Genomic DNA, 14,346 nt, shown 5'->3' with positions numbered 1-14,346 from the left:
TAATTTTGACTTAATATTTTATTAATTAGATCCAACATGAACATAATAAATCACAAACAGCTATATAACAGCCATTTAATTTCATCATTAAAAGTGAATAAGAAAAGTACTAAAAGGAGTTTCCTTTATCTTTCTTTAAGATTTTCAGAAGTGATATGGGATAAAGTTCGTCATAAAGCTTATGGTATTCCTGTGTAAAACTCTCATAAGTCATCTTCGCCTCATTATGCATTCCTAATCTCGACATCATAATGCATCGTACAGTCATCGCTTCTTCGTTCATCGAACTGAATTTAGCAATCTTACTGGCCAAGGTCAATTCAATATCTTCTTTCGCGGTCTCCAAATCAATCGCATTTAAATAGTGAACATACGCTTCAGAGACAAGTGATGACACAGCACTTTTATACTCGTCCATCCATTCTAAATTCATACCTTCCAAAAAACCACCATGTTGGACTATGTCAGCAATATGGGAAATATAGCTATATGTGTCCTTTGATGTGTGCTGTTGTATGCTCATTAGATTACTATAATCGATGCTGCAGAATTGACAATCATATATTAGCGACCAATAACCTGTCTCTTTGGATAATTCTAAGCCATCCAAATCTGACAAGATTGATTTTAATTTCCCCATATTAACCAGTAGATTATTTCGAGCGCTCTTCGTTGACTTGTCCGACCATAGCCATTCATACAAGCGCTCGGAACCAATGCCTTTTCTAGAGGAAAACGTGGATAGGCATATGCTGATAAACAGCTGTCGGAGTACCGGCGTAAACTGCTTGGTGATGTCTACACCATGACGGTTGAATACCCTAAAGGAACCAAAAAGAAAAATAGCATTGGTAATGGGTCGATCTGGAGGAAATAAATTGTGGTTGGCCGTGATGGTCATCGGTACAACAGCTACCTCACCCTTCTTGGAGCTCCCTTTCTTTCTAGTGCAAAGCCACCAGACAAGTCCTGCCAAAAAGATTACAGCTACAACAACTAGCATAAGCTTGGTTGGTCGGCTTTGGATCTCGACTGGAGGGTTTGTGACAATAAAATGTGGTCGAAAACTAATGCCATATACTTTAATTTCGGTCTGCGCGCCAGAGTCAAATAGCGTGACTGCTACTAATTTTTGATTTTCTTTGGCCAGATACAGATCAGAATAGGATTTGATGTCACTAAATCGATAAGGTATGCTATCATTCAAAATATCAACTTCACTTCCATCTAAGCGTCCACGGATCAATTTGATGTGGGTCTCGAACACATTCTTTTGATGCATTAGCGCATAAAATGATTCCTTGGCACTGTCCACAACAAGAGAGTTTCCGAATACCATTTCGCGTCCTGCAAGCGGCAGATCTGCAATCTTCCGAATACTATTGTTCTGCGGTGTATATGCAAGTAAGTCGTAGTAGAAATGTGGATTTAGTTCCTGCTTGCCCGATTCGTTACCATAACCACCCAAAATATAGACCTTGTCGGTAGTCTGTCCCACGGCAGCAAGATATCGTGGAGTATAGCTGGTATTAGCCTGCAAGTCAATTGTACGCGATGCACCACTTGACAGGTTGGTTTTGGCAATCTGATTTTTATATGTAAAATATCCATATCCCCCTAAGGTATAAAGCGCTGAGTCTTGAGGCCAATAAAATTTGTTTGCATGCCAATAGGCTGTTGTTGCCCCAGGCTTATATTTAGCGGACCACTTTTTCGTCTTCCAATCAAAAGATGTGAGCAATTGCTGATCGGGAAAATAATTGTAGAGCTTGCGATCCCGACTCACATAAATAGACTGATTACCTTGAAGCATTCCCAACCTGCCATCGCTATAGTCAATCTTTGATACTTTTCCGGAAGCAATGTGATATTTAATAAGATATTCGTCTCCTATAACGTACAAGACTTCCTCTACCTCATCGAAACAAATACTAGCGGCAGAACTGCTATGCAGGCTTACTAATGGAACCCACTTGCGATGCAGAGCCTCTACCCATACAGGATTCATTACTAAGGCCTTCTTCTTTTGTATGATATCTATTGGTTCAGTTGTATCTTCATTATCCAAAAGCCAATTGTATTCATCGTCGTCAACTGTGATTTTAATATCGCGGATGTATATCGGGGGGACGTCTGTAGTCGAATATCCAGCGATAGTGGTCGCGCCAAATGCGATGTTCGCCTGTGTATGACTAGGAATAGTTAGGGGGACATTTACAAGCTCGCCTCCCAGTTGAAACGTAATGTGCCGACGTGTTAAATCTATTGATAGACTTGCCCTCAACCATGTATAATTGGTCTTTTCATTGTTGGGGAGATTTATTGGATATTCTCGATCACCAACGACCAAACTCAACTTCTTGTGCTGTACACCGTAGTCTCGACTGACAAGGTCTACATTGAGCTTTTCATTTAGTACCACCCGAAAGATATATCCATAGTAAGCGTCTTGACCGGCTCTATACCGCAGGTCGAAATCCATTTTCAAAATCGTATTCAGGCTCAATGGCCGCATAGGAAATAGTTCGATACCTGTTCTTTTGTTTTGTACTTCTTCGTGGCTCACGAAATACAATCCTTGCCCATGACTGAGGGAGTGTGACATGACAAGAAGGCAAACGAAAAATAAAAACAATAATCTCTTCATACTAATCTGTAATCTACAAGAATATCTCCCGGTTGAAAATAGGCGACAATAATATAAGGTATATGAGATTGCTTACGTAGAGACCTCAAACTCCAATCATATTCCAAAAATAGTGATTAACCAAGGGAATCACAAGGTATCATATGACATTGGTGTTAGAGATTAGCTATACCTTTCATTTTCACGACAATGAAACGGTTTCATTGATATTAGTAAAAAATAAACGATTTTTTTTTCACAAAAACTGTAACCTTTATCGGAAATTGCAGCACTAATCTAAAAGATTTAGAAATTATGGACAGAACAATCGCCGTCTTCATTCCCATCGCATTTTTCATTTGCGTGACTTTATGCGTGTATTTTATTAACCGTTATAAATTTGAGGCTATTACCAAGCTAGGTGGCCCCATTCCTCGCACACCGGCAGTAAAGCAATCTTGGAAAAAAGTAGGTATTGTGGTTATAGGATTCGCCTTAGGATTAGTAGTCACTGGTCTCACCTTTGTTTGGAACATAATCCAGCGGACTGACTGGGATGGCTTATTTGTAGTGGGTATCGTCTCTTTCTTTGTGGGTATTTCTTTGGTAGTAGCGGATAGATGTGATGACAAAGACAAAACAATAGATGGATAGTCTTTACATCGACAAAGTTCTATTGGGAGACCGCCATGCTTTCAGGTATTTTATTACTACCTATAAAGACATGGCTTTCTCTGTTGCCTTGTCACTTGTAAAAACCGAACATCTAGCAGAAGAAGTAACTCAAGAAGCTTTTTTGCAAGCCTACCTATCCTTGCCAAACTTTAAAAAGCAATCCAAATTCAGCACCTGGCTATACCGTATAGTTGTACATTGTGCGTACAAGACCATGCAAAAAAAATCTATTGAAATGGTTTCTTTCGAAATGGAGAATCACGATATACTATTCGAAGAAGATGCCATAAACAACCTGCTACAAGTGGAACAACGACAAATCATAAATGAAGCACTCATTCGCATACCGCCAAATGAGAGTCTAGCCCTCCGACTGTTTTATCTCGAAGAGCTCACCATACAAGAACTATGCGAAATCACCGGTTGGACAACAGCCAATACGAAGGTACTATTATTTAGAGCGCGTAAAAGTATGTACATGACCCTAAATAATCTAATAAAAGGAACTTACTATGGAACATAAAGACGATAAGCTGAGAGACATGATGCAAATGGCCAAAATAGAGCTGCCATTTGACGATTTTGAAAATGCAGTAATGATGCGAATCGAAAAATTGGAACAAGAGAAATCTGCGGTTGCTAAAACAAAAAGATATGCGTTAATCTTTTTTGCTTCAGGAACTCTATTTGGTCTAGGGCTTAATTATCTACTGACAGATTTACTATATTCTATCTCTTTGAATACGGCAATGAAAAACACACTTCTGCTAATTTCACAGATTATTTATGTGTTGCTCATCGTCCTCTTTTGCGATAAAGCATTAAAGCTATTCAAAATGCGAAGAAAACCGAGCATTTAGTCACGGAAGAATCATTCCATATTCGCACGATAATTGCACACAGCTCCTCTACTACCCAAGATCCTGGATGATATTTTCAAATCGACATACCTGTATCTTTAATACATCAAAGGAGGTGCTTCCAAAAGGATTTAAGCTGTGGATTGAACTCTGATTCATCCATCTATACAAGCAGCACTATCTTTAAATAATATAACAACATGACTGTCAGCGATGTTGAAGCCACAAATGAAAAATAAATACCTTGCTTTTGTCTGAATTTTTTTTCTGCCTCTCGTGACAAGTCTTTGGGTTCGTTAAAAGTTCCATACTTTATCTTCAGAAACAGGACGTAAAACAGTGAAAGCAGTAAGAATGTTCCAAAAACAAAGGCCAATACTATCGGGAAATTAGGTGCACCTTTGTAATTGCGACCAAACTTATCAACAAAGAAATCGTAAATCCTAACATGATGTTGAAGATCTGAAAACACCCAAAGTAGTAATGGTATAGTAATCGCGTGGAGCAACAGAAAGAAAAGCCAGTCTGATTTGTCGAATTTTGGTACTTCTTGAACTTCGTGTGTTATTTTTCTATTTAAATGGAAATCTCCTAGGCGAGAAATTTGTCTCGAGGCAATCGGATAACCTATACAAATGACGGCCCCACTTAATATCCACAATAAAAATTGCTCTGCACTCGCTTCTGATTCAAAATAAGTTCCCCCAATATATACGGCAGTAAGCCAAATCAAAATCATGACGAATACAGTCGGCAGTGTAATCGCTAACAACTTAATCACTTGAAGTTTACTTTTCGGTTCTTCCATCCTATTTAATAGGCACCTATCCTTCTATTCATACGACAAGATATCATAAATCCACGAATCTACCTGTAGAGCTATTACAATTTGTAGACTTTGCTTTCAAATCGGCACAAAACTTTTCAAAAATAGTTTTTTGTTTTTATAATCAAGTTCTCAAGTCTTACCTACCAGTAAATACCGGGACCATATCCCATAGATTTTTCTCATTCGCCCAGCCAAAGTAAAACACTTCGAATCGAACCTTCACGATCTCCAAAAAGATTGCACCTGCGGACCGAAAAGCCGAAAATGTTGATTAACTTGGGAATGCTACTGATGAGCAAATATAAACTTATCCATTTGTAAACTTAATTTGCAAACCGAAATGAACGAATCATCCCTATCTAGGAGAGCATGGTTGAAAAACGCATCGCTACTCGCCGCCGCCACTGCCATGTCACCTTCCACTATCTTGGCTGAGACATCTAGGCCCGCTATCCTCCCACAAAAGTCCTCACCTCCCATCCGATTTGCAGTATCAACATACTCGTACTGGCACTTTGACAAGATTAAGTACCCTATTGAAAAAGTAATTGACAATGCCTCTCGAATTGGTTTTGATGGTGTTGAAATCCTCCATCGTCAAATGGAAAGTGAAGAAATCCCCTACATGAACAAATTAAAACGTCTAGCTTTTGACGCTGGCTTGGCGCTACCTATGCTATCTATCCATCAAAGTTTTGTGAAGCCAGACTTAGAGGCCCGCAAAAAAGATATTGAACACACCCGCCGCTGCATCAAGTTGGCTGTGCAATTGGGGATACCATGTATACGTATGAATACAGGCAGTTGGGGTACAGGACGATCGGCTCCTGACTATTATCAAACTGGTAAGGAAACCCCTTTGCAAGGATATACGGATGAAGATGCTATCAGATGGTGTATTGATGGACTAGGAGAATGTTTGATAGATGCCGAAAAAGAGGGGGTAATATTGGCCATTGAAAACCACTGGGGGCTGTCGTCAAACATTGACTATCTCGAACGAATTTACCTCGCGCTTAAAAATTCGCCAGCTATGGGACTCAATCTAGACACCGGTAACTATGTAGGAGATCCCTACCCACAATTTGATAGACTGGTGCAATATGCAAATATCATCCAAGCCAAAACTTACTATGGCGGGGGCGTCTACTATGACCTGGAACTAGACTATCCACGTATAGGCAAGATTGCTAGAGAAAAAGGGTTTAAGGGCTATGTGTCGCTTGAAATGGAAGGGAAAGAAAATGCCGATACAGCTGTACCGAAGAGTTTGGAAGTACTACGAAAGGCATTCAATGGCTAACTGGTCTAAACTTCTTGTGGTTATCTTATATAAAAAAGCTTAGCATTGGATGCTGCTAGTCAGCTCCTGTGCTAAGCTTTTTTAACTCATGACCAATGCAATCGCTAACCTGCTATCATTTGAGACAACTCATTCAAAAGACCTTTTGCCTCATTTAAATGTTGATTCCAGGTAGCTGTACGTTCTACAACTTTCAACTTCTGGATAGCCTGCTCTAAACGTTTCAAATTCACCTCATCCCCCTTGTCTTTAAGTGCCTTTTTCACGACTTGAATTTTAGCATAATCCTGGAGTCCCTCCAACATACGTTCGTAACGAATGGAGCTTCGTGCATTGGGATACACAATGTAAGTGTCTCCAGCTGGCCATGTTCTGAATCTCGAATCAAGCAATGGGTTTTCAACCCAAGAGTTGAATGCCCAACGCAACATACCATCAAAATTAGCAGCTTCTGCATACCAGGCTAAAAAAGTAGATTCTGCGGGATCCGAAAACGTAAATTGATTCGGAAATCCATCACTACAACAGATGTAAAAACTCGTAATCAAGCCTCTAGATTGACGATCTCTTAAGTCTTCTGGAGAAAAAGGATGAGACACCGCTATACTGATATCTTCACTATCTGGGTATCTCTGATAGGTTTTCTGGTTGTCAGCGTAGGAAACCCCAAGCTCAGGTGCGACCTCTTTCAGCAGTGTCAAAGCACCATCGACCTCCTCCTTACTGCGTTCATCAATAGCAATATTGGTAATTTCCAACCATCCTTTTGACTGTAGATGGCGTACAAAATCCTTCAGAAAAGGTGTCCATACCTCCGCAAAATCCACAGTTCCTGGTTTTGCCACCGTATTGACAACCTGATTTTTACTTGCGTCAAAATAATGAATCTCATTATTCCAAGGAATAATAGAATAGCAGTTGAGCATCTTGGTCACGCCCAAGTCCATCATAAACTGTACCCATCTATCGAAAACAGCATAATCGTACTTCCATGTACCATCAGCACCTTTTGTCCATTTTATCATATCAGCATAGGGATCATAGGTTTGTACATTCCACGGGTCTTTATTCACGGTAGCTGTAATGACCTTCTGTCCAGCGTCCACCAACATTTGCATAACAGGACGCATAGCTTCGAAATGTGCATCACTCCACATTTCAAGACCATGGACTCGCGCCACTGCCGATGGATGTTGCCATTGATCTAAATGATAGGTCCACTCACTTGGCTTTGGCAATACGGTGTTGATTACTGTCAAATCCAAATCCAGCTCTTGACTAGAAATACCCTTGCCGGTAATACGAATTTTACCTGCATATGCTCCAGCTTCAGCATCTCGAGGGATATTAATACTTATCCATACGGGTCTTACTTTCTTAGCTTCTAGATTAAAAGATTGTAAATTATCAAGCATATCGGGAGACAATGACGATGCAAAGTTTTCAGGTTTACGATGTCCGCAACCTCCGGCAAACTCATCGGTCATGACATATCGCACAAAATGTGCCGAGGCAGCACCTGACGTAATCTTCCCCCCTTTTCGATTTTTCAATTCAGAAACCGTCACCGTGACCTCAGGTCTGGCTTCGGTAGTCCATAGTAATATCTGAGCTGAAATACGCTCCCCTTTCCATCCCGTAACCGACTGTTTCCGTTCCACTTTCACATTTGGCACTTGCGATTTGGCATATCGCTTATCAATCGTGACAAATGAACTATGTAGTCCCTTTTTCACGGCACTCCAATCGGAGAGTGTATCTTTTGTAGGATCGGCCATTTCTCTAAAATTAACGAGTTCAAACGCAGGCCGCTGTGCTTGAAGCGTCTGAACACCGAATAGGGTTCCGAAAAACAGGATAGAATTTAATGTCAGATTATTAAATCTCATGATTTGAAGATTGGTCTATAAAAATGTATCAATTATGTATCTAAAATACCCAATTACGCAAGAGCATACAAACGTCAAACAAAAGCAATCGATTGTCCAAAATTCAAGTACTCATTCGATGGAATTAAAATCAAATACAAGCATCCTCGATTCCATCCTACAAATTAACCAATCATTCTAACTAAAAATCAGCGAGTTGTAATCTAAATATTACAGGACAAGCATAGTGCCCGCCCCCCCTCTCTGCCACCAAACTCATAAAAAACAATACAGCTAAAGTTTATCGAAATGATAATGCGACAAGAAAAAAAATAGATGGATAACAAAATAAAAATATCATTAAATCAACAAATTATCCATATATTCAGCATAGAAATTATTAACTATGAAACTTCTCATTCTAGTAGACCGCTTTAATGTGGGGATTTTCTCTTTCAGCACTTACATTTTCGAGCATAAAAACGAAAGTATTGGTTATGGTATTTTTTTGGGAGAATTCAAAAACCCAATGATCATGTTCGAAAATTTTGAAGACAATATTATCCGGGTATCTATCAAAGAAACACAGGTCCAATTTATTTCAGACCATAGCCATGCTGATAAGGAACAACGTCAGGAACATTATAAAGAATTCATGCAATTCGTACATTCTAGTGAGAAAATCGCTGCAGCCAAAGTATTCCGTGGAAAAAAAATGGAATATCTGGCAAAGAGTAAGTTCTTGGCTGCAATGCGAAAAATATATTACGAAGGAAGGGAATAAAGAGGGACTTTTACATCATACCAGTCGCGAAACCATTTTCAACTCTCCTAAACAACTAAAATCCTTATAACTTATTAATCGCCTTGCTTCCTTTAAATAGAACAGGACTAGACACTCTCCTATAGCGTTCATAATGTATCGTATTTAAAATTCTAGTGGTTAGCTCGTCATCAGGTATGTCAATTTTTTCCAACAGATAGGTCTCCAATAAAATCGCATCTCCATCGAGCTTACGGACGATTTTATAGTCTGTAGTTGTTTCAGATTTTAATGTCAACACGCTATCTTGCATGCTCCAATCGTAGCGCTCTGGCTCCCCATGACTGCAATCTGCTACACTCCCTTCGTAATACCGATAGATTGCTTTTCCATTGTGTGTAAAAGTAAAGTTTCGACTTAATCGACAGGCGTCAAATGGCTTTATCTCGCGGTTCCCAGATTCGTAAAAACCTGCTTCCTCAAGCTTCCATATCCCAACCAAGTCGACTTTCTCCTGAGTCTGCCCAAACAAAGGAATCCAGACAAGAAGAAAAAATAGGGTCATTATATCACGTTTTTTCATTCACTTACCTTTTCATCCAAATCATGCTTTATAAGCTGTTGCGAGATCCACATATCCTTCAACTGATTATCGTGCAAATATAAAATTTCCTTTTTATTAAACACATGAGAATATGCCCAACCATCCACATAGACTACTTCTCTAGCCCATATTGTCCACATTTGGTAACGCTTTAACAATTAAATCATACTGTCTTGACAGCTACTTAACAGTGTTGTGGTACATTTGAATTGTAAATAAATATTAAAAGAACATGATTAAAGATGAACTGTTTGTATTAGATGTGGTCACAGATGGATGTGAGTTCACATTAGACGGCGATGATTTTCTCTGCGGAGAAGACTAAAAACAAGCCCTTCCCTCTAATTGCTGCTTTAACAAGAGATTGTTAAAGTTTTTTTGTTTATAATCAATTGTGCTATTCAGGAATCTATTAATTTATTTGGAGGTATAAATTATAAAGCACATCTTTACCAATTATTAGAACCTAATTAATTACTGCGTAGAGACGTATATGAAAAAGTTTCTTTCACTGACTTTATTCCTGCTTGCATGTGGGCTCAATGCACTGTCTCAGGATTTTACTTTTGGTAAAATCACCCAAGAGGATTTTTCCCTTGACCACCAGTCTCTTGATAGCACAGCAAAAGCAGTTATCCTCCGAGAGTACGGAAGTGCAAACATTGTAATCGACGATATAAAGGGTGGATTTGTATTGGAATTCTACTACCACGTCAAAACCAAAATTGTGCATAAGGACGGATTCGATCATGCAAATTTTGAAATCCCCACTCATATATCAGGCAATTCAAGAGAAACAATCTCATCCATTAAAGGTACCACTTACAATCTCGTAAATGGAAAGGTTATAGAAAATGAACTGGATAAAAATGGAACGTTTCATGAAAAGTCAACAAAATCATTGACCATCACCAAATTGACGCTTCCCAATATACAAGAGGGCAGCATCATTGAATTAAAATATATGATTCGATCGCCATTTCTATACAATTTGCGAACGTGGAAATTTCAAAGCTCAATCCCAAAAGTCTATAGCGAATTTGTATCAAAGATTCCCGAAATATGTATTTACAATGTCAGCATGAGAGGCGCATTGCCGGTTACAAAACATAGTAAAGAGAGCTATAATACCCAAATGCGATCAGAAATTGGAGATGTAAATGGCACGAAAACAACGTATGGTCTTTCCAACATCCCTGCTTTTGTTACCGAGGACTATATGACTGCTCCCAGTAACTTTCAATCAGCAATCACATTTGAACTGGCCAGTTACCGAATCCCTATGGGGGAGAGCTATAACTTCACACGAACATGGGCAGACGTAGAAAAGCAACTTTACGAAGATGAAGATTTTGGCGGACAATTAAAAAAGACAAACTTATTTAAATCCCTTGCCACATCTTTGGCGCAAACTGCGCAAAGTGACTTAGATAAGGCTAAAACAATACGCCAATACATCAACAAACAGATCCGCTGGGATAATACCAATGGGCTATATGCATCTAAGGGCATAAAATCGGCACTAGAAATGAAAACAGGAAATGCTGCAGATGTCAATCTGGCTCTTATTGCTGCATTGAACGCCGCAGGAATTACGGCATCTCCACTTATATTGTCAACTCGGGCCAATGGCTATCCCAACTTTGTACACCCTGTTATCAGCGATTTCAATTATGTAGTAGCCAGTATCAATATCGATTCCACGACTTACTGGCTAGATGCAACAGAAGCCGAAATTCCATTTGGGAGCCTCCCTCTTCGATGCATTAATTATCAAGGTAGACTACTTCCGAAAAACACAGATTCACAATGGGTCGACCTGGTGTCCCAAGAGAAATCTTCGGTATCTTACGATTTTGATGGCACACTTGATGAGAACGGTGCATTAAAGGGCATGCTACTCATCCAACGATTTGGATTTGATGCGTACAATAAACGAAAGGAGATCAAATCATACAATTCATTGGAGGAATATTTTGAAAAAGTGGAAGAGGACAACGGTAAGATATCCTATCTATCTTCTAATGTTGAATATTTAGACAGTACTGAAAATCTTTTGGTAGAACGCTTTGACATACATATTAAAGACTTTGGCACGACACAGTCAACGACTATTGCTTTCAACCCGCTATTTATTGGTAAAACGAATAAGAATCCGTTTAACCTTGAAAATCGATCTTATCCAGTAGATATAGGAAGTGTAGTTGAGGAAACTATTTACATGCAAATAGCGCTCCCGGAAGGGTTTCAAATAAAGGAAATGCCAAAAAGGCTAAACATGGTGTTACCAAATAAGGATGCTCGATATATCTACACGACCGCGGTGGCCGACAATAAGGTATCCATCAACGTGGCAACGCAAATCAATAAGCCCATGTTCATGCCGGAAGAGTACTTTGATCTAAAGGAGTTTTTCAGCAGAATCATCCAATCCCAGAAAGTGGAAATGGCCGTAACGAAGATTTAACATTAAAAGAAGGGCCCCTCTGGCCCCTTCTTCTAATGTCTGATTTTATCCAAAAATCTCGTTTAGCATTTTTGCTAGACGAAGTCCCCCCTTCAATAAAGCTTCTTCAACAATGTACTTATTGTCATAGATATAGCGATAAGAAAGATTATTGTCAATAGTCGCGTCCGCATAGATTTTATTGGCCAAAATATGCGTATCATATAACCAAGAGGCATAATCCCCTACCGTCAGCTCCTGATTATGACGTTTATTGTGAATATCCAATACGCTGGCATACTCCGTGTAACTGTACTTCTCATAATCAACCAAACTGGAATCCCATACGCGATGTAAATTATCTGGTTTTCCGAACCAGGTCACATTTATCTTATTACCCCCTAAATCTTCGGGGCGCCCAACATGCATCGGTTGATGCGCATCCCCGACCAAATGAATCAGAAAGTACAGGTTTTGCTGTTGTACCGTTAGAGATAAGTTGCGCTGTTTCAACTCAGCCGTCAATCGCACCAATTGCTTATAGATATTATTTTCTGGAGAGCTCTGTAAGGCTGTCCTGAATTCCTCTGGCGACAAGTTTCCTGCGGTATTAATGTAGTGATAGGGTGAGGTTTCATCAAATGCATGATCCGACTTGACAAAGTCCGGCCAATTCGCCCAATAAGCCAAGTGCTGTCTCCCGATAAGCTTCTGTATATTTCGCTTTGCTTTTTTTGTCAAATGTCGCTCTGCTATCTCCGACACTACACGATGCCCAGTCAGCCCCCACGCCCACGCATGGCTAGCGATTCCTAAAAAGATGATCGTTAAGATCAATTTCATTATTTGTTTCATAGTACTGCAATTATGCAGCAAAAGTATCGATAAAAAAAAGAAACTACCTGAATAAATCAAACCCATGCTGGGCGTTATTCCAGAATTCGTCCAAGATAAGCAGTCGCGACTTAAAGAACATCATTAGCACAGGCCAATCCTCCTCCCGAAAAATACTCACCCCTAATAGTGTTGTACCTATGAACGCCCACTCTTTTCCATGTTCGTCAATATGTTCGAGCTGCCACTCCCACTCTTCTCCCAACATTCTGTTTAGCAGAATTTTATACTGCCCAAACTGCTCCATCATCAAGCTCCTAATACCCGAATCTGGATGATCCATCTGGATCAAGATACTTGCAGACTTGTTCGTGGCGTCCATCCTGAAGTACAAATGCTTTATCCCTGTTTTATAATTGACCCAATTGATTTTTTCGCCTTCACTATTTAGCGTCAAAGTCATGAACTGTCCGAATTTGGTCCAAAACTTCTCTTTTATCTGTTTTATTTCATCTCTAGCGTACAAGATATCGCGTTATTTTTTTCAAAACTATCAAAAAAAATCAAACATATCGACGGACAGTACGTTCTTAATATATAAGTACGGCAACTATGAATAAGAAAAAATCATTAATCCTACTCTCTGCAGCAGCCGTAGGTACATTTTTGTACAAGGCGCTGAAACCGGTCAAATCCAACATTAAAGGCATACCCAACTTTAAAATCAATTCTTATTTGGGAACTTGGTATGAAATTGCTCGAATGGATTTTCGTTGGGAAAAAAACCTTAAAAATGTCACCGCACATTATTCTCTTCGTGACGACGGGAGTATAGAAGTGACAAATAGTGGATATGACGTCAAACAAGAGAAAGAAAAAACAACTATCGGCAATGCTATCTTTATGCGAGAACATACGGAAGGGGCGTTAAAAGTAACTTTCTTCAGACCCTTTTCATCCGGATACTACGTCATGAAAATAGACGAAGACTATCGTTATGCTTTGGTTTTTGGCGACAACCTTGATTATATGTGGATTTTGTCGCGCGAAAAGTCCATACCTGGAGATATCAGGGCTGAATATCTTGACTTTGCTTTGAGAAGTGGATTTGAAATCCACAAACTAGTATGGACCATACAGGATTAATCAAAGATAGGACGCAGCACAGCATACTCCAAAGTAGGGTCGCCCGCCAACTCATGCGCTAATTCCTCCATATCCGAACGGCTCATTACGTTCTGTATTCCCTGGTTATATAACTGACAGAGATAATAGGCCGCGGCTTCCTTCTCGGATATTTTCAAAACAGAACTTCCTACATAAAAATTAAGGACAGATGTTGTATAATCTCCAAACTCTTCAAATCCAAAACCTCCATTCGTCCCCAAGCAATAAGTCATGAATTTTTGAAAGTCCGTTTTTAAAGTATCTTTTATGCTATCGTTCATTTAGCTTGTCAATTAATAATGAATGTATTCTCATCCCCTTTAGCCCTCATCCTCTCCTATTTAATAATGACACAAAAGTGCAACAATTTT

14 protein-coding genes are annotated in these 14,346 nt (G+C 39.4%); 7 read left to right on the top strand and 7 right to left on the bottom strand.

Annotated elements, in window-relative coordinates; translation table 11 throughout:
* Positions 1-109: 109 nt before the first annotated feature.
* Entirely contained in the window at positions 110-2,605 is a 2,496-nt protein-coding gene (locus OQ289_RS10230) for a hypothetical protein (RefSeq protein WP_270090635.1), read from the bottom strand.
* Between the two features lie 336 nt (positions 2,606-2,941).
* Between OQ289_RS10230 and OQ289_RS10225 the strand changes: the two genes are divergently transcribed.
* The 3 genes from OQ289_RS10225 to OQ289_RS10215 are packed head-to-tail and all read left to right on the top strand — an operon-like array spanning position 2,942 to position 4,161.
* The gene (locus OQ289_RS10225; RefSeq protein WP_270090634.1) at positions 2,942-3,280 is read left to right on the top strand and encodes a hypothetical protein; all 339 of its coding nucleotides are present in this window, start codon (positions 2,942-2,944) and stop codon (positions 3,278-3,280) included.
* Positions 3,273-3,824: an RNA polymerase sigma factor gene (locus OQ289_RS10220; protein ID WP_270090633.1), complete on the top strand. Its 552-nt coding sequence runs from the start codon at positions 3,273-3,275 to the stop codon at positions 3,822-3,824. The genes OQ289_RS10225 and OQ289_RS10220 overlap by 8 nt, the downstream gene beginning before the upstream one ends.
* Entirely contained in the window at positions 3,814-4,161 is a 348-nt protein-coding gene (locus OQ289_RS10215; RefSeq protein WP_270090632.1) for a hypothetical protein, read from the top strand. The genes OQ289_RS10220 and OQ289_RS10215 overlap by 11 nt, the downstream gene beginning before the upstream one ends.
* Positions 4,162-4,324: 163 nt before the next feature.
* Here OQ289_RS10215 and OQ289_RS10210 read toward each other — a convergent pair whose 3' ends face one another.
* A complete protein-coding gene (locus OQ289_RS10210) occupies positions 4,325-4,969 on the bottom strand; it encodes a hypothetical protein (protein WP_270090631.1) in 645 nt (214 codons plus the stop codon).
* A gap of 361 nt (positions 4,970-5,330) precedes the next feature.
* Between OQ289_RS10210 and OQ289_RS10205 the strand changes: the two genes are divergently transcribed.
* Positions 5,331-6,293 carry a sugar phosphate isomerase/epimerase family protein gene (locus tag OQ289_RS10205; protein ID WP_270090630.1) on the top strand — a complete coding sequence of 321 codons (963 nt, stop codon included), beginning with the start codon at positions 5,331-5,333 and terminating at the stop codon, positions 6,291-6,293.
* Between the two features lie 104 nt (positions 6,294-6,397).
* Here OQ289_RS10205 and OQ289_RS10200 read toward each other — a convergent pair whose 3' ends face one another.
* Positions 6,398-8,182: a DUF4091 domain-containing protein gene (locus OQ289_RS10200; RefSeq protein ID WP_270090629.1), complete on the bottom strand. Its 1,785-nt coding sequence runs from the start codon at positions 8,180-8,182 to the stop codon at positions 6,398-6,400.
* A gap of 385 nt (positions 8,183-8,567) precedes the next feature.
* Between OQ289_RS10200 and OQ289_RS10195 the strand changes: the two genes are divergently transcribed.
* Complete coding sequence (locus OQ289_RS10195; RefSeq protein WP_270090628.1) at positions 8,568-8,945, top strand: hypothetical protein; 378 nt, start codon at positions 8,568-8,570, stop codon at positions 8,943-8,945.
* Between the two features lie 64 nt (positions 8,946-9,009).
* Here OQ289_RS10195 and OQ289_RS10190 read toward each other — a convergent pair whose 3' ends face one another.
* Positions 9,010-9,489, bottom strand: a complete 480-nt coding sequence (locus OQ289_RS10190) for a lipocalin family protein (RefSeq protein ID WP_270090627.1) — start codon at positions 9,487-9,489, stop codon at positions 9,010-9,012.
* Between the two features lie 532 nt (positions 9,490-10,021).
* On the opposite strand from OQ289_RS10190, the gene OQ289_RS10185 reads away from it, so the two are divergent.
* Positions 10,022-11,995 carry a transglutaminase domain-containing protein gene (locus OQ289_RS10185; protein WP_270090626.1) on the top strand — a complete coding sequence of 658 codons (1,974 nt, stop codon included), beginning with the start codon at positions 10,022-10,024 and terminating at the stop codon, positions 11,993-11,995.
* Between the two features lie 45 nt (positions 11,996-12,040).
* On the opposite strand, the gene OQ289_RS10180 is transcribed toward OQ289_RS10185, so the two are convergent.
* Positions 12,041-12,829 carry a S1/P1 nuclease gene (locus tag OQ289_RS10180; protein WP_270090625.1) on the bottom strand — a complete coding sequence of 263 codons (789 nt, stop codon included), beginning with the start codon at positions 12,827-12,829 and terminating at the stop codon, positions 12,041-12,043.
* 43 nt (positions 12,830-12,872) lie between these two features.
* A complete protein-coding gene (locus tag OQ289_RS10175; RefSeq protein ID WP_270090624.1) occupies positions 12,873-13,334 on the bottom strand; it encodes a DUF4268 domain-containing protein in 462 nt (153 codons plus the stop codon).
* Between the two features lie 86 nt (positions 13,335-13,420).
* Between OQ289_RS10175 and OQ289_RS10170 the strand changes: the two genes are divergently transcribed.
* Positions 13,421-13,954 (top strand): lipocalin family protein, encoded by a 534-nt coding sequence (locus OQ289_RS10170; protein WP_270090623.1) that lies wholly within the window; start codon positions 13,421-13,423, stop codon positions 13,952-13,954.
* Here the strand turns inward: OQ289_RS10170 and OQ289_RS10165 are convergent.
* On the bottom strand, positions 13,951-14,256 hold the full coding sequence (locus OQ289_RS10165; protein WP_270090622.1) for a hypothetical protein: 306 nt from the start codon (positions 14,254-14,256) through the stop codon (positions 13,951-13,953). The genes OQ289_RS10170 and OQ289_RS10165 overlap by 4 nt on opposite strands.
* Positions 14,257-14,346: the final 90 nt, after the last annotated feature.

Origin of the sequence: Sphingobacterium sp. SYP-B4668 (assembly GCF_027627455.1) — a bacterium.
GTDB lineage: Bacteria > Bacteroidota > Bacteroidia > Sphingobacteriales > Sphingobacteriaceae > Sphingobacterium.
Note: the sequence above shows the minus strand (reverse complement) of the source record. Positions and strands in the feature narration are given on the sequence as shown.

Coding starts and splice junctions, on each gene's coding strand:
- OQ289_RS10230 (WP_270090635.1), bottom strand. CDS start 2,605: ATGTCACACTCCCTCAGTCATGGGCAAGGATTGTATTTCGTGAGCCAC.
- OQ289_RS10225 (WP_270090634.1), top strand. CDS start 2,942: ATGGACAGAACAATCGCCGTCTTCATTCCCATCGCATTTTTCATTTGC.
- OQ289_RS10220 (WP_270090633.1), top strand. CDS start 3,273: ATGGATAGTCTTTACATCGACAAAGTTCTATTGGGAGACCGCCATGCT.
- OQ289_RS10215 (WP_270090632.1), top strand. CDS start 3,814: ATGGAACATAAAGACGATAAGCTGAGAGACATGATGCAAATGGCCAAA.
- OQ289_RS10210 (WP_270090631.1), bottom strand. CDS start 4,969: ATGGAAGAACCGAAAAGTAAACTTCAAGTGATTAAGTTGTTAGCGATT.
- OQ289_RS10205 (WP_270090630.1), top strand. CDS start 5,331: ATGAACGAATCATCCCTATCTAGGAGAGCATGGTTGAAAAACGCATCG.
- OQ289_RS10200 (WP_270090629.1), bottom strand. CDS start 8,182: ATGAGATTTAATAATCTGACATTAAATTCTATCCTGTTTTTCGGAACC.
- OQ289_RS10195 (WP_270090628.1), top strand. CDS start 8,568: ATGAAACTTCTCATTCTAGTAGACCGCTTTAATGTGGGGATTTTCTCT.
- OQ289_RS10190 (WP_270090627.1), bottom strand. CDS start 9,489: ATGACCCTATTTTTTCTTCTTGTCTGGATTCCTTTGTTTGGGCAGACT.
- OQ289_RS10185 (WP_270090626.1), top strand. CDS start 10,022: ATGAAAAAGTTTCTTTCACTGACTTTATTCCTGCTTGCATGTGGGCTC.
- OQ289_RS10180 (WP_270090625.1), bottom strand. CDS start 12,829: ATGAAACAAATAATGAAATTGATCTTAACGATCATCTTTTTAGGAATC.
- OQ289_RS10170 (WP_270090623.1), top strand. CDS start 13,421: ATGAATAAGAAAAAATCATTAATCCTACTCTCTGCAGCAGCCGTAGGT.
- OQ289_RS10165 (WP_270090622.1), bottom strand. CDS start 14,256: ATGAACGATAGCATAAAAGATACTTTAAAAACGGACTTTCAAAAATTC.